Source organism: Gelidibacter maritimus, assembly GCF_014062315.1.
GTDB lineage: Bacteria > Bacteroidota > Bacteroidia > Flavobacteriales > Flavobacteriaceae > Gelidibacter > Gelidibacter maritimus.
This window is the reverse complement of the sequence record NZ_JACGLT010000011.1, coordinates 72,225-89,055: the sequence shown is the minus strand read 5'-3', so window position 1 is coordinate 89,055 and position 16,831 is coordinate 72,225. Positions and strand designations below refer to the sequence as shown.

General features: G+C 37.3%; 13 protein-coding genes. 7 read left to right on the top strand and 6 right to left on the bottom strand.

Annotated features, from left to right (window positions below):
• Positions 1-51 precede the first annotated feature (51 nt).
• The 7 genes from H3Z82_RS13735 (at position 52) to H3Z82_RS13705 (ending at position 7,252) form a co-directional block, all read left to right on the top strand.
• A complete protein-coding gene (locus H3Z82_RS13735) occupies positions 52-1,188 on the top strand; it encodes a hypothetical protein (protein ID WP_182206081.1) in 1,137 nt (378 codons plus the stop codon).
• A gap of 27 nt (positions 1,189-1,215) precedes the next feature.
• Positions 1,216-2,739, top strand: a complete 1,524-nt coding sequence (locus H3Z82_RS13730) for an OmpP1/FadL family transporter (RefSeq protein ID WP_182206080.1) — start codon at positions 1,216-1,218, stop codon at positions 2,737-2,739.
• Positions 2,740-3,002: 263 nt separating this feature from the next.
• Positions 3,003-3,680, top strand: coding sequence for a GTP cyclohydrolase I FolE (gene folE / locus H3Z82_RS13725; protein ID WP_182206079.1), 678 nt, complete (start codon positions 3,003-3,005; stop codon positions 3,678-3,680).
• Positions 3,681-3,954: 274 nt separating this feature from the next.
• Entirely contained in the window at positions 3,955-5,436 is a 1,482-nt protein-coding gene (gene cysS / locus H3Z82_RS13720; protein ID WP_182206078.1) for a cysteine--tRNA ligase, read from the top strand.
• A 48-nt stretch (positions 5,437-5,484) separates the two neighbouring features.
• A complete protein-coding gene (yidD, locus tag H3Z82_RS13715) occupies positions 5,485-5,721 on the top strand; it encodes a membrane protein insertion efficiency factor YidD (protein ID WP_182206077.1) in 237 nt (78 codons plus the stop codon).
• A gap of 200 nt (positions 5,722-5,921) precedes the next feature.
• Positions 5,922-6,752: a prolipoprotein diacylglyceryl transferase gene (gene lgt / locus H3Z82_RS13710; RefSeq protein WP_182206076.1), complete on the top strand. Its 831-nt coding sequence runs from the start codon at positions 5,922-5,924 to the stop codon at positions 6,750-6,752.
• The gene (locus H3Z82_RS13705) at positions 6,752-7,252 is read left to right on the top strand and encodes a DUF192 domain-containing protein (protein ID WP_182206075.1); all 501 of its coding nucleotides are present in this window, start codon (positions 6,752-6,754) and stop codon (positions 7,250-7,252) included. Before lgt ends, H3Z82_RS13705 begins: the two co-directional genes overlap by 1 nt.
• A gap of 394 nt (positions 7,253-7,646) precedes the next feature.
• Here the strand turns inward: H3Z82_RS13705 and secDF are convergent, their stop codons facing one another.
• The 6 genes from secDF to gyrB all read right to left on the bottom strand — a co-directional run bounded on the left by secDF (position 7,647) and on the right by gyrB (position 16,818).
• On the bottom strand, positions 7,647-10,631 hold the full coding sequence (gene secDF / locus H3Z82_RS13700; RefSeq protein WP_182206074.1) for a protein translocase subunit SecDF: 2,985 nt from the start codon (positions 10,629-10,631) through the stop codon (positions 7,647-7,649).
• 206 nt (positions 10,632-10,837) lie between these two features.
• On the bottom strand, positions 10,838-11,485 hold the full coding sequence (locus H3Z82_RS13695) for a hypothetical protein (protein WP_182206073.1): 648 nt from the start codon (positions 11,483-11,485) through the stop codon (positions 10,838-10,840).
• A gap of 119 nt (positions 11,486-11,604) precedes the next feature.
• Positions 11,605-12,726: an acyltransferase family protein gene (locus H3Z82_RS13690; RefSeq protein WP_262890700.1), complete on the bottom strand. Its 1,122-nt coding sequence runs from the start codon at positions 12,724-12,726 to the stop codon at positions 11,605-11,607.
• 233 nt (positions 12,727-12,959) lie between these two features.
• The gene (locus H3Z82_RS13685) at positions 12,960-13,622 is read right to left on the bottom strand and encodes a DUF4412 domain-containing protein (protein ID WP_182206071.1); all 663 of its coding nucleotides are present in this window, start codon (positions 13,620-13,622) and stop codon (positions 12,960-12,962) included.
• A gap of 118 nt (positions 13,623-13,740) precedes the next feature.
• Positions 13,741-14,661 (bottom strand): malate dehydrogenase, encoded by a 921-nt coding sequence (gene mdh, locus H3Z82_RS13680; protein ID WP_182206070.1) that lies wholly within the window; start codon positions 14,659-14,661, stop codon positions 13,741-13,743.
• Between the two features lie 216 nt (positions 14,662-14,877).
• On the bottom strand, positions 14,878-16,818 hold the full coding sequence (gyrB, locus tag H3Z82_RS13675; RefSeq protein ID WP_182206069.1) for a DNA topoisomerase (ATP-hydrolyzing) subunit B: 1,941 nt from the start codon (positions 16,816-16,818) through the stop codon (positions 14,878-14,880).
• Between the last annotated feature and the right edge of the window lie 13 nt (positions 16,819-16,831).

Genomic DNA, 16,831 nt, shown 5'->3' with positions numbered 1-16,831 from the left:
TTCGACAAAACTAACTATTTTTGTAATGTTCAACAATAAAAACAAATAGATATGCAATTTAAAACTTACTTATATCGCAGGTTCCCATTGTTTGTTGCACTAAGCTTACTTTTTCTATTAGCTTCTTGTGGATCATACCAATACGCCGGTTATGAAAATGATGGTATATATAGATCAGAAGCCCCACAATATGAAGTCTACTATGAAGATGTTCCAAATAATAACAATAGTTATTACAAAGAATTTTTCGGACAGAAATCACAACAGTTTGAGGAAATAGCTCATAATGACAATGTTATTTTTACAAATATTGACGATTATCAAGGCAGCTATGCTGATGGCAATGAAGATATATACTATGAAGATGGTTATGCTGGATGGGGACAGAATAGTCAAAATGTAGATATAAACGTTTATCATAACAATATTGGCTGGTACCCATATAGCAGATTTGGCTTATATAGTCCGTATCGCGGATGGGGTTACACTGGCTGGGGTTACTCCGGTTGGGGATATTCTGGTTTTTATAATCCTTTTTACTCTTATGGTTATTTCCCTGGATATTACCCTTACTATGGCTATGGTTACGGATATGGCTATGGGTATGGGTATGGATATGGTTACGGCTACGGACACTATCCTTACTACAACAGTTACTATCGCAACAGCAGAAATGCGTCCTATACGAGAGGCAGACGCGGCAGTATATATTCAAACGACTATCGTTCAACAACTCTAAACAGAAACAATTCAAATTCAAATATTGGAAGACGTAGTACGATCAATTCTTCAAACAGAAATTCGAGAACTAACAATAGTACTATCAATAGACGGAGTTCATCTAATGCGAATCGTTCTTCTACAAACACCAGATCAAGGACGAACACCAATAGGAACACGCAACCGACTACAAGAACAAATACCAATAGAAGAAACGTTCAGCCGGCCAGAAGGACCAATACCAATAGAAGCACGCGGCCTGCAACACGAACCAGATCCAATAACTCTGGATCGAGACGAAGTGGTGGTGGTAATGTTTCGACTCCGAGGTCAAGAAGCAATTCAAATTATTCAGCACCTTCACGCTCTAGTTCTTCACCCGCTCCAGCGGTAAGAAGCAGCGCGCCTTCAAGATCTTCATCTCCTGCAAGGAGTTCTAGTGGATCATCAAGACGTAGCGGTAGATAAAAATCAGAATCATAAAAAATACAACATATGAAAAAGTTAAATTTACTGTTCATAGCAGCCCTATCTATGTCTAGTATTATGGCTCAGGACATTACTGATGCCGTTAGATATTCACATGATGAAGTCCAAGGGACGGCACGATTTAGAAGTATGAGTGGCGCCTTTGGTGCGCTTGGTGGCGATATGTCGGCCGTAAGCATCAACCCTGCGGGATCATCTATATTCACCTCAAGCCACGCTTCGATATCCATATCTAATCTAGGAACCAAAAACGAAGTCAACTATTATAATGGCGCAAGTTCATCATCAGATTCAAAATTTGATCTTAACCAAACAGGCGCAGCATTTGTTTTTTATAATACAAATCCTAATTCCCCTTGGAAGAAGTTTTCACTAGGCGTTGCCTACGATAAAATATCCGATTTTGAGAATTCATGGAATGTAAGAGGGTTGAATACCAATTCCAACTCCGTTGGCAATTATTTTCTTGGTCATGCCCAAGGTTTAAGACTCGATCAGATTTCGGCACTTGATAATGAAAGTTTATCCACGGCTTATTCCGAAATTAATAGACTCTATGGTTTTGCCAATCAACAGGCCTTCTTAGGTTTCGAATCTTATATTATTGAGCCATCCATGGACACTGATGACAATACTTCATATACTTCTAATATCGTTGGAAATAACTTTGATCAAGGATACATATACGCTGCCTCAGGCTATAATGGTAAATTCAGTTTTAATGCCTCGACACAATACGGTGAAAATTTTTATTTTGGACTGAACTTGAATTCTCACTTTATCAATTACGATAAGTTTACCGACCTTCATGAAACCAACAGCAATCCTGGTTCATTGGTAAGAGATGTGAGGTTTCAAAATGCATTGTCAACCATAGGGAGCGGATTTTCTTTTCAATTGGGTGCGATTGCAAAAATAAATGATGAATTACGAGCTGGACTGTCTTATAACTCCCCTACTTGGTATACCATTTCAGAAGAGACCACACAATATCTCGGAACCATCAGAAATGAAAATGGATCGAATGTTTCACAAATTATAGATCCGTATGTGGTGAACGTCTATCCTGATTACAAATTACAGACCCCAGGTAAGATTACTGGTAGTTTGGCCTATATTTTTGGCGACCAAGGTTTAATAAGTTTTGATTATTCCTTAAAAAACTATAGCAATACAAAATTCAAACCAACATCTGATTCTTATTTCTCCTCTCAAAATGACATCATCAGCAACACGTTGAAAAACGCATCCACCTACAGAATTGGTGGTGAATATAGAATTAAGATGGTAAGTCTTAGAGCTGGTTACAGATTGGAAGAAAGTCCTTATGAGAATGAATCGTTTTACGGCGATTTAAATGGCTACTCTTTAGGTTTAGGATTTAATTTTGGAAATGTCAAATTGGATCTTGCTTATGATCACGCAAAAAGAGACTACAACCAACAGTTATATGCTGTAGGTTTAACTGATGCTGCTCAAATTAACACCAATAACTCAAACTTTACTCTGACCTTAGGGTTTAGTTTGTAAGACGCTTAGCTAAACATATTGAAAAAAAAGCATTCTCCAAGAGAGTGCTTTTTCAATTTATGAGAAATTTGAATTTTGCAAAGTATCAGCATGAAACAGATTAATTTCCATGAAATTTTGAGCTATGGAAACCCTGAAATGCACCAAAGCAATTATACAGACAACCTAATGTTATGGTTTTATTTTTGTTTATCTTTGCACCCTATTTCATATAAATTACTCCTTTAAGGTAATTGTAACCTTATTTGATTTACAAAACGACTATGAAAACAGATAAAAATATGCAACAAATTGATGCCATTGGTGATGACCATATTGGCAGTTCCGCCGATACTCCCATGCGAAGTGACGCTTTCAAGCTTACTTCTGATGAGAAAATAGATATTATTAAGGACGACGTAAGACACATTATGGAAACCTTAGGTCTTGATCTTGATGATGACAGCCTTAAAGGCACACCTTTACGCGTTGCTAAAATGTTTGTCAAAGAAATATTTAGCGGCTTGAGTCCTGATAAGAAACCAAGTGCATCCACCTTTGACAATAAATATAAATATGGTGAAATGTTGGTTGAAAAAAACATCACCGTATACTCTACTTGTGAACACCATTTACTACCAATAGTAGGCAAGGCACATGTAGCATATATTAGTAATGGCACCGTGATAGGACTTTCTAAAATGAATAGAATTGTTGACTATTACGCCAAACGACCGCAGGTTCAAGAACGTCTTACCATTCAAATTGTAAAAGAATTGCAAGAGGCTCTTGGCACTGATGATGTTGCCTGCGTCGTAGATGCCAAACATCTATGCGTCAACTCACGTGGTATTAGAGATGTGGCAAGCAGCACGGTCACCTCAGAATTTGGCGGTCAATTTAAAAATCCAGAGACCCGTCGTGAGTTTTTAGATTATATCAAATTAGATACTGATTTTTAATTTTAGCTTCGATGTTGTCGTGTGATATTTAAAAAATCAGATTTAATTTTTTAATTCTGACACTATAAATTACTTTTAATAAAATTATTTAAAGCCTTAGGAACAATAGTCTCTTAATTTTATAAGTTGCTAGTTGACATACAGGTTTTCAAATTAGCAGTAAACCTTAAAAGTATAAACATTTGACATTAATCCAAACAATAGAAATTACGTAATAGGAAGGCTGTCGCATATAGAACAGCCAATCGCCTCACCCAACAAACACCATATACCAATGCCACTTTACACAGACAATCACATAAAAATATACAACTCCCTGACAGGAGAAAAAGAAACGTTTACTCCTATTAGCGAAGGCTATGTTGGCATGTACGTTTGTGGGCCGACTGTGTATAGTAATGTGCATTTGGGAAATGTGAGAACCTTCATGTCTTTTGATGTGATTTTTAGATATCTTAAGCATTTAGGATACAAAGTCAGATATGTTAGAAACATAACCGATGCTGGGCATTTGGAAAATGATGCTGATGTTGGTGAAGACCGTATTGCAAAGAAGGCGCGTTTAGAAGAGATTGAACCAATGGAAGTTGTACAGCGCTACACAGTTGACTTTCACAACATCCTTAATAAATTCAACTTCTTGCCGCCAAGCATTGAACCAACGGCTACGGGACACATCATTGAACAAATTGAAATCATCAAAGTCATTCTTGAAAAGGGATTGGCTTATGAGGTCAATGGTTCTGTTTATTTTGATGTTTTAAAATATAATGAAACGAAACCATACGGTATTTTGAGCAAAAGAAACCTTGAGGATCTGATGCATAATTCGCGGGACCTTGATGGTCAAAGTGATAAAAGAAATCCGCAGGATTTTGCCTTATGGAAAAAAGCCGAGCCATTGCACATTATGCGTTGGCCTTCACCGTGGAGTGACGGTTTCCCAGGCTGGCATTTAGAGTGTACAGCAATGAGCACAAAGTATTTAGGTGAGCAGTTTGATATTCATGGTGGTGGAATGGATTTAAAATTCCCACATCACGAATGCGAAATTGCGCAAGCCGAAGCTTGCAATGATAAAGCGCCAGTTAATTATTGGATGCATGCCAACATGTTAATCATGAATGGTAAGAAAATGGCGAAATCTACTGGGAATTTTATTTTACCAACAGAGATTTTCTCGGGAGACAATCCTCATATCACTAAGGCATTTACGCCAAGTGTTGCAAGGTTTTTTATGCTTCAGGCGCATTACAGAAGCATTTTGGATTTTACCAATAATGGACTTCTAGCCAGCGAGAAAGGATTTTTCAGGCTTATGGATGCTATCAATGCGTTGGATGAAATAACACCTACCATTACTTCCACCTTCAATATTGAAGAGTGGCGCCAAAAATGTTACGAGGCAATGAATGACGATTTCAACACGCCAACACTTATTGCCAATTTGTTCGAAGCCGTTAAAATCATCAACCAACTGAAAGAAGGAACCGCCACGATTACGGAAGATGACTTAGCCTTACTTAAGACTACACTCCATGCTTTTGCTTATGATGTCCTAGGGTTGGTCAATGTTACCTCAACAGAAAGTGGAACGGAAAAACTCTCAGGTGCTGTGGAACTTCTGATTCAATTAAGACAAGAAGCCAGAGCAAATAAAGATTTTGCCACCTCTGACAAAATTCGTGATGAGTTAGCGGCTGCAGGCATTCAATTGAATGATGGCAAGGAAGGAACAACCTTCACGACCAATTAATAATAATCCTTTCCTAAAGTAATCAATTGCTTGCACCTGAATAGTGATATGAAGAAAATATTGACATATCCGTTTTTATTGTTAATTAAGGTTTACCAAACCTTTATTTCACCATGGACTCCCGCATCGTGTAGATTTCAACCAACCTGTTCAGCTTACGCCAAGGAGGCTCTTGAAAAGCATGGTATTTTTAAAGGGGGATGGTTGGCCACAAAACGGATATTCAGTTGTCATCCATGGGGAAAATCTGGCTATGACCCGGTGCCAGATCATAAAGATAGATAAGAACTCCAGACGTTTTTGCCTTTTAAATTCTGTAAATCCGTAATACCTTATCTCCAAAAACAAATCAGATTGAATTTAGGATTAGATTCAACATTGAAACCGATTGAGGTCTTTTACTAAAGCTTTCGTAAAATTCAGTAGCATTCACGCTTATTACTTTTCAAAATATTATATTTACCCTTCTAATTAAATTCTACTCCATGCACGCACTTAAAATTGTTTGGGATCCTACAAAAGGCATCGATATTCTTGGTTTTACATTACATTTTTATAGTGTGATGTGGATTGTTGCTTTCATTCTGGGATTTTTGATCATGAAGCGTATTTATAAAAACGAACATCAATCTGAAGAATCCTTAGACTCTTTATTCATCTATTCGGTAATTGGAATTATGCTTGGCGCCCGTTTGGGTCATGTGCTCTTCTATCAACGTGAATTGATTTCGGAAGATTTCTTTAGCATTTTCTTACCTTTTAAATTTAAGGGCGGATTTGAATTTACAGGTTTTCAAGGTTTAGCGAGTCATGGTGCAGCCATTGGCATGATCATATCCATGTATCTTTACAATAAAAAAGTGTTGCACAAATCAGTTCTTTGGATCTTAGATCGTGTAGTCGTGCCTGTAGCTGCTGGTGCTGTATTTGTGAGACTTGGAAATTTTATCAATTCTGAAATTGTAGGTAAACCAACCGGCACCGATTTTGGGGTTGTTTTTGCGCAAAACGGGGAGGCTTTCCCAAGGCATCCAGCACAACTTTACGAGGCTTTTTGTTATATTTTTGTATTCATTGCCCTATGGCTTTTCTATTGGAAAAGTAAAAAAAGCGAGCAACAAGGGTTTCTTTTTGGGCTCTTTTTGGTCTTGCTGTGGGTGGTTCGGTTTTTTGTGGAGTTTGTCAAGGAACCTCAAAGTGAACACGAATATATAGCAACATCTACACTCAATACGGGTCAAATGTTGAGTATTCCTTTTATTCTTATTGGCTTGTATTTTATGTTCTTCTATAAATCGAAAAAACAACACGCATAATGAAAAAATCTACGGTTAAACTGGTTGTTATGCTTGTTTTTGGAGTTTCTCTGGTAAACTTTCAAAGTTGTAAAGAGGAACAAAAAACGGTGAAACCTTTGGTGATTGAATTTAAAAAAGAAGCTGAACTGGTATTAAAAACTACCAATGACAGCATCATTAAAAAATTAGATGTAGAAATTGCCGATGACGCGTATAAGACCCAAACAGGTCTAATGTACCGTGATGCAATGGGCGAGCTTCAAGGGATGTTATTTGTGTTTCCAGATGAAGATCTACGATCATTCTATATGAAAAACACCAACATTCCATTAGATATTATTTATATCGATGCCAATAAAAATATAGTGAGCTTTCAAAAGAATGCGAAACCTAATAACGAAACTTCATTGCCATCCAATGTACCGGCAAAGTATGTGTTGGAAATTAACGCTGGTTTAGCTGACCAATGGCAATTGGAAGTTGGGGATAAAATAGAGTATAGTAGGGTAGAACGATAATCAAGTTGCGGAATTCACGCAGTTTACAGATTTACATCCCTTTACAACCAAATAAAAGATTCAACACCGAATCACCCCTAAACCAACCGATTCGTATTTAGTATAATTTAGACATCCTATAACTACTAAAAGAAAGCCATAGTAAACTGCTTTCTATTATTTTAATTAAGCTATTGGAGCATTATTCAGTGTCAGTTTTACACCTTACTTAACGATGTTTATCCGCTCCATCTGTAAGACTTTGTAGGCCAAATATGTCTTGCTCACATCATCCGATAACACTTAATCATTAATAGTCTTACTTAGGGTTCTGCTCCAGTTAAGATCACTTATGAACATAAAAAATGCCGCTAAAGGAGCGGCATTTTTAATTTATAAAGATTTTATATGCATCTTATATTTTTGAATCCTCATCAATAACTTCACCTTTATTTTTCAAAGTGTCATACATTAATGGGGTTGCTATAAAAATAGATGAGTAGGTTCCTACCACAATACCAACAATAATCGCAAACAGCAAACCTCTCAAGGAGTCAGCTCCTAGCAAAAATATCGCCAATAACACCACCAAAGTTGTCAACGAGGTGTTCAAGGTTCTACTAATCGTGCTGTTGATGGCAAAGTTGATGTTACGCCCTCCTGCAAATCCACCACGCTCCATTACGGTTTCCCTTACCCTATCAAAGATAATCACCGTATCGTTCAACGAGTAACCAATTACAGTTAAGATTGCCGCGATAAACGCTTGGTCAATTTCCATTGAGAATGGCATAAATGTGTAGAAAAATGAGAATATACCCAATACAATAATAACATCATGGAATACAGCCGCGACTGCCCCAAGAGAGAATTGCCATCTTTTAAATCTTAACAAGATATATAAGAACACAACCACCAAAGATCCGATGACTGCCCAGAACGACTCCGTTTTGATGTCATCAGCAATGGTAGGACTCACTTTACTAGAGAACATCTGTCCTATCTTCTTATCACCTGATCCTACTTTAAAGTCTTCAAAAGTCATTCCTTTTGGAAGGTACGGGATTAAGGTTTCGAAAAGTTCAGATTGTACTTTCTCATCCGCTTCTGCGGTATTGACATCTACCAAATATTTTGTAGATATTTTTAATTGATGCGAACTACCAATCGTTTTCACCTCAGCGCTACCAAAAGCCTCCAAAACATCAGCTTTCACTTCTTCAGGATTGACCTCCTGGCCAAAACGAACTTGGTATGTTCTACCTCCAACAAAATCGATACCTTGATCCAATCCTTTGGTGAACAATGAGAATAAACTCAATAAAATAGCAATTGCCGATATTACATAAGATACTTTTCTTTTACTGATGAAATTGATATTCATATTTTGGAAAAGCCCTTTGGTGATTGCGGTTGTAAAGGTCAATTCCTTACCCTTACCAACATACCAATCTACCAACAATCTTGTAATGAAAATTGCCGTGAACAATGAAGTCACAATACCAATAATTAAGGTAGTTGCGAAACCCTTAATTGGACCTGTACCAAATACGAATAAGATAATAGCCGTTAATAAGGTGGTAATGTTGGCATCTAAAATTGATGACAATGCATTGCTGAACCCATCCTTTACAGCTTCTCGCCTACTTTTGCCTTTGGCCAGCTCTTCCTTGATACGCTCAAAAATAATCACGTTCGCATCTACTGACATACCAATGGTCAATACAATACCAGCCAAACCAGGAAGTGTTAAAACAGCTCCCAATCCGGATAGGACTCCAAAAACCAACAAGATGTTCAACAATAAGGCAATGTCGGCAAATAATCCACCTCTACCGTAATAGACAACCATCCAAACCAACACCAAAGATAGTGCGATTAAGAAAGAGGTTGTACCACTTTCAATAGCTTCTTGTCCTAAGGATGCCCCAACCTCATCAGCTTGAACAATATCAGCTTTTGCCGGTAATTTACCAGCTCTTAAAACGTTTGCCAAGTCAATAGCTTCGTTCAGTGTAAACGATCCTGAAATTTCAGAATTTCCACCAGATATAGGACCTGTAGTCACACCTGGAGCAGAATACACAATATCATCAAGAACAATCGCAATCTGGCTTTGTTGCGCATAGGCTCTTCCGGTCATCTCTTCCCAGATTTTAGCACCTTTACTGTTCATCTGCATGCTCACCGTAGGCTGGTTTCTTTGGTTGTATGCTTGACGTGCATCTGTAATAACCGCACCACTTAATTCAGGTGTGTTATCTCTATTTCCTTTAATGGCATATAAATCAACAAATTCACTGTTTTTGGCTTGAATACCCCATGCAAATTTCACGTAACGCTGATCTGTTGGCAATAACGAACGTACTTGTGGCATGTTCAGATACTCCATAACAAGATCCTTATCATTGGCCTCAAAGATGGCCACAACTGGACCGCCAGCACCATAACCTCTCAATAAATCTAAAATTGGATTCTCACCAACTTCGGTAGAATCAGTATCAATAACACCGGTCAGTTCCTTAATTCTGCTATCTGCATCATCAATAGTATCTGTTACAATTTCTGAATCAGCAACTTCACTTTTAGCATCTTTATTGACCAATGGCTTTAAAACTTCGTTGGCCTGTGCCAAGAATGGAAGAAACTCCTCACCTCTGTACACATCCCAGAACTCCAATTGAGCCGTACTTTGTAATAGATTTTTGATTCGTTCTACATCCTTTGCACCTGGTAACTCTACAAGAATTCGTCCAGTGTTTCCCAAACGCTGAATGTTTGGAGAAGTCACCCCAAATTTGTCAATACGTTTACGCAATACCTCAAATGCAGAGATTATAGATTCATCTACCTTTTGTCTGATGATTGGTTGTACCGCACGATCTGACATGTCAAATGTAATTTCCTCACTTAAGGTTCTATTGGCAAAAATATCAGGAGATGCTAATTTTTGATCGCCCTTTATTTTATCAAAAGCGATAAAAAAGTCATCCACATAGGCATTCTGACTTGTTTTTTGAAGTTCAGAAGCATCGTCTAAAGCCTTGTTGAACACAGGATCTTTACTATTGTTTGCAAGACCTTTCAAAATATCCTTTACAGATATTTCAAGAATAACGTTGATTCCACCCTTAAGGTCAAGACCCAAATTCATGGCTTTATCCCTTACCTCATTATAGGTATAGTTAGCAATACCAAGATTAAAAACTTCTTGATTGGCTATAGAATCTAAATAATTGGTTTCGTAGTCAGCCCTTAAATCAGGGTTGTCAGTTTTACGCGCTGCAATTTCTTCGGCACGATTTTCAATTTGGTTAGCTTTGAATGTAAATGATAGCTGATAGATACTTACCAACCCAAATAACACAGCAAACAGCTTTACTAATCCTTTGTTTTGCATTATTTTAAATTTTTAAAAAGTCAATTTTTTCAACGCGCAAATATAGAGTTTACGGACGATTTGACAATTGTTTTTTACGATTATGTATGTTTTGTTTATAGCTTAAGAAGCTTTGTAGAAATGAAATGCATTGTTCGCACATCACATTGTTTAATTTTGATGGAATAAGGGGAAGTTTTAATAATTACGCAATAACTTCTAACCTCCTAAGACAAAGGTCCCGCCCTGACTTCTGGTATTTTATGAGATCGGTAATCTTTTGTAAGCGCAGTATACCTTTGAAAGCTAAGTTTAGTTTTTAACGGGTGGATACAACTTACAGTATAAGCGTTAAAAGAAGGAATATAAAAGTTGTGATTTACAAAACGGTATGGTTTCGTCTTTAGCTCCAAGGCATGTTTCCCACCAACGTCGGCAAAAGCATTTTGGCCCACATGAATTTCGTAAACATCAAGATTATAGGCAATCAACTCTTTTTGAGAAGGAAATTGTAATGGGTTTTCTTGATTATCAGAAGAATCAAAACCCAGGGCAAGTTCGTTTTGTTCAGAAAGCAATTTTTTAATCGCTTCAACGGTGGTATCGCTATAATAACTGATGACCAACTTACCATCTTCCTGTTCACTAATCTGAATGTGGGATACACCAATGCGGTGGAGTTCTTGTTCAACTATTGTAATGGTATGCTTCGCTTCATTTAAAGTGATATTCTCGTTCGCAAACTGCACCACAATTTCCTGATTTGGAACCGTATGCTGTTGCTGACCCAAAACACCACCCAATACAGCAACAAAAAGTAGTGCTGCACTGATGAACCATTTTGGTTGTATTTTATTGACTTTAAAGAGTTTCAATTATTATAATTTAAATTCTATACCCAAGTATTGGAAATCATAATTTACTTATGGTTGGAATCGCGCAAATATATAAAAAATAAAGACTTATGTAAGAGGAAACCAGAATGTTTTAGGCATCATTTTCTTGAGAAAATCAATTTTCTGGTCCATTTTGATTTTGGATTTTTGGCTGCTCTTTTATTATATCCTATCAAGATGCGTGTATAATTGGGTATGAGACGATAAAGAAGTCGTGCAGTAATGGTGCTTAAAAAAATAATTGTCATAACGAGTAGTATATACGCTATAAAGGGGTAGTTCTCGAAACTCAGGTTAAAGTAGTCTTTCACAATATTTATTCCCTTTAGAAAATAAACGTGCAAAAAATAAATCGTAAAACTGGCCGCGGCTATCGTACTTATGACATAACTTTTAACATGTTCAAATCTGTGCAGCCATATCATAAAGAATAAACAAAAAAACACCATTTTGATTACTACTAAATCAATACCATTATAAACAAAAAACTCGGTTTTATATAATCCCAAATGACCTTGATTAGTCTGCCAAATAACGATTAACAGCACTATACTCAATAGATATAATTCCTTTTTGTGTAGAACTTCATAAATTTTTGTTCTGTGAATAGCACAAATTATTCCCATTAGGTAAATGGAAGTAAAATAAAACACGGAATGCACCGCTTGAAACAGTTCGACTCTTTCAAAAGGCCTATGGATCAGCATTGAGACCGTCAGAAAAATGCCAAATATAATTAATTGCTTAGTTATGTTGAGTTTTACAAATGCCACAAATAGGGGTGAAAGCAACACCATAAGCATTATAAAAGGGATATACCAATAGGCGGTAATATGAGCTCCCGACACCAAATATTTTAAAGTAGATATAAAATGCCAAGTTCCAATAGTATCCTTATTAAAATCTATGATAATAGAATTATCCCAATACATAGGCATTGTAAGAAGGCTTATAGCTATGGGCAAAATAGATAAAAACAGATACGGTTTTAAATACCTGTCTATCCTTCCTTTCACAAATTTAAAAAACTCAAACTTTTCGTAAAAAACAAGATAAAACAAGAAGCCGGAAATAAAAATAAAATTTAATGTAGCACCACTGACAAGATTGAATAAAAATCGACTGGTGTAGGAATCAAGAACTAAATCGGCCGCTGAATACGCGTGAATTGCAACGATCATGACGATCGAAAGGGCTCGATAGTGGTTTATTGAATTCAAATACTTCAAAACGGGAAGATCATTAAATTAAACTTATTCACTAAAAAATTTTACATAAATAAGAACTAATGAAAGTATTTTATTACAAAAAACCAAAAATAGCCTGTTAAACCTTATAAATCATCGATTAAACATCTAATTATTTCGGTTTTTTCTTATGGGAAAACACGTCTTATATAAAAAAAGACTGTATTTCTACAGTCTTAGTTAATAATTTCTAATAAAAACAACCCCTACATCCCAGGCAAGTTTTCAGTTTTCGAGTAACCTTCAGGCGGCGTCATGTTGAACTTCTCATCAGCAACTTTTTCAGCCTTAACATCAGTAACCTCAATAACCATATTCATTTTCATGCCCTGTTGATTTATAGCCATACTCATATACATAGGAAAACCAGAGAATTCCTTTCCAAAGGTCGTTGCTTGCTGAGAGATCGCTTTCAATTTATCAGTAGCATATACCTCCATCTGCACATCGGCCCCATCTCTATTCATAGTAACATTGTATTTTGTACACTCGTAACCAAGAATCGTTTTTGTTTCATTGGTTTTTTCAATAGAAATTCCTTTTGCATCCTCTTCTGAAGGTGAAATATCAGACTCCATATACTTCTTACCAATCATAGGATTATCCATTAATACCAATGATTTTTTAGAATTGTTGTCTGCAATAAAAACGGTATTACCAGTCATTGGATTACTTAGTTCAGAACGCGATTTGTCATTCTTAAAATAGGTAGTTGTCGTCATATCACCCAACATGGCCAACTGAGCATTCATTTGCTCATTATCACTAGACATGGTTTGCTTTGAAATAATGACGCCTTCGTCAATCTGCTTTTGAGCGAACATTGTTGCACTCAAGGTTACGGCTACTATAAATAATATTTTTCTCATTAGTATTGTTTGTTTTAAATTTAAATGATTTCTGTTACAAGTAACTAAAATAATGCCAACTATTAACTGTAGGTACAAAAATTTAAAAAACCTTGTAACTTCAATTGTTTATAGCGCCTTACAATAAGTCGTTGGTTTTACGAACCCCTTCCGCACTTTTTTGCATGTGTGCTTTTTCAGCATCGTTCAATTCAATTTCAACGATTTTCTCAATGCCGTTACGCCCTAAAATTACTGGAGCTCCAATACAAATATCGTACAATCCGTATTCGCCTTCCAACAATACTGAACATGGAAACATTTTCTTTTGGTCGCATGCAATGGCTTGAACCAATCCACTAACAGCTGCACCTGGCGCATACCACGCTGAAGTACCCAGTAATTTCGTAAGTGTAGCACCACCTACCTTAGTATCCTCCAAAACTTGGCTTAATCTGTCCTCACTCAAAAACTCTGTTACTGGCACACTGTTACGCGTCGCCAATCGTGTTAATGGCACCATTCCGGTATCACTGTGGCCACCAATCACCATACCGTCAACATCACTAATTGGTGCTTCTAAGGCTTCCGCCAATCGGTATTTAAATCGTGCAGAATCTAATGCACCACCCATACCAATAATTCTGTGTTTTGGAAGGTCGGTTGATTTATGAACCAAATAGGTCATAGTGTCCATTGGGTTACTAACCACGATGATGATGGTGTCCGGAGAATGCTTAATTAAACTTGAAGATACTTCCTTAACTATTCCGGCGTTGATTCCAATCAACTCTTCACGAGTCATTCCCGGTTTACGCGGAATTCCAGAAGTAATGACACAAACATCACTTTTTGCAGTTACAGAATAATCATTAGTGATTCCTGTTATTTTGGTGTCGAAACCGTTTAAAGAAGCGGTCTGCATTAAATCCATAGCTTTACCTTCGGCAAAACCTTCTTTAATATCCAACAAAACAACTTCACTTGCAAAATTTTTAATGGCGATATACTCTGCGCAGCTTGCCCCAACGGCACCTGCTCCAACTACTGTGATTTTCATAATTATATATGTTATTTAATGTGAAACTTCGGGTGTAAAATGATTGCGAAATTACGAATAAAATCGCTGTTAATAAAGAAAGGGTACGATTTCCTCTTACGCTTTTCCTTCATTCTCTTAAAACAATTCTATTTATTTTGCACTAAACAATGCTATGAACAAAAAAAAACACCCAATCTTGGGTGTTCTCAGTTAATATATTTTAATCCCTACTATTTACGCATCAATTTTAGCATAAATCGCATTCTTCTCAATAAACTCTCTACGTGGTGGAACTTCATCGCCCATCAACATTGAGAAAATTCGATCAGCCTCTCCGCCATTGTCAATTTGAACTTGACGTAAGGTACGGTACTTTGGATTCATAGTAGTATCCCACAGTTGCTCTGCATTCATCTCTCCAAGACCTTTGTAACGCTGTATACCAACACTTCCTCCAAAATCTTCAGCTATCTCATCGCGTTCTTTATCACTCCAAGCGTATTCTTTTCTTTGGCCTTTTTTCACCAAATACAATGGCGGTGTTGCAATATAAACGTGACCATTCTCTATCAACTCTTTCATATATCTAAAGAAGAATGTCAGAATTAAAGTAGCAATATGACTACCGTCAATATCAGCATCACACATAATGACGACTTTATGATAACGCAGCTTTGAAAGATTCAGCGCTTTACTATCTTCTTCCGTTCCAATGCTAACTCCTAACGCCGTATAAATGTTTTTTATTTCTTCATTTTCAAAAACACGATGGGACATTGCTTTCTCAACATTCAGAATCTTACCTCTTAAAGGCAATATGGCCTGGAATGTTCGGTCACGACCTTGTTTTGCGGTTCCACCCGCCGAATCACCCTCTACTAAGAACACTTCGCACAATGCCGGGTCTTGCTCTGAACAGTCACTTAATTTCCCGGGTAAACCTCCAATACTCATAACCGTTTTACGCTGGACCAATTCGCGAGCCTTCTGCGCTGCATGACGGGCTTGAGCTGCCAAAATCACTTTTTGCACAATAACTTTTGCATCTTCCGGATTTTCTTCCAAATAGTCGGTCAACATTTCAGAAACTGCTTGACTTACCGAAGCAGAAACTTCACGGTTTCCTAATTTGGTCTTGGTCTGTCCTTCAAATTGTGGTTCCTGAACCTTTACTGAAATAATAGCCGTTAAGCCTTCACGAAAATCATCACCCGCAATTTCAAATTTGAGGTTTTTAAGCAATCCAGACTCATCGGCATACTTTTTAAGGGTATGCGTTAAACCGCGTCTAAATCCTGACAAATGCGTTCCGCCCTCGTGGGTATTAATATTGTTTACATAAGAATGTAAGTTTTCAGCGTAGCTGGTATTATAGATCATGGCCACCTCAACCGGCACGCCATTTTTCTCGCCCTCAAAAGCGATGACCTCTTTTACCAACGGCTCACGATTCCCATCTAAAAACTTGATAAATTCCTTCAGACCTTCCTCTGAATGAAACGTCTCACCTTCAAAAGTACCGTCTTCTTTTACATTACGTTTGTCAATTAAATGAATGGTAATTCCTTTATTAAGAAATGCGAGCTCTCTCATACGGCTTGCAAGCGTATCGTAGCTATACTCTATAACATGGGTAAAAATTTTAGGGTCAGGCTTAAAGGTAACCTTTGTTCCTCTTTTATCGGTTTCCCCAATTTTTTTAACCGGATATAATGGCTTCCCCGCTTCATACTCCTGCTCCCAGACTTCTCCTTTTCTATAAACTGTGGCGGTTAAATGCTCAGACAATGCGTTGACACAACTCACCCCAACACCGTGCAGTCCACCGGAGACTTTGTAGGAATCTTTGTCAAATTTTCCACCAGCTCCAATTTTGGTCATAACTACCTCAAGTGCTGATACACCTTCCTTTTTATGCAAATCTACAGGAATACCACGACCATCATCTTCGGTAGTAATGGAATTATCCTCATTGATAGTTACGGTGATATTATCACAATGCCCAGCCATGGCCTCATCAATGGAGTTATCCACTACCTCATAAACCAAATGGTGCAGACCTCGCGTCCCCGTATCACCGATATACATCGACGGACGCAAACGAACGTGCTCCATCCCTTCCAGGGCCTGTATGCTATCCGCAGAATAATTGTCCTTATTAAATTCTTCTTTCATAATGTTATATTAC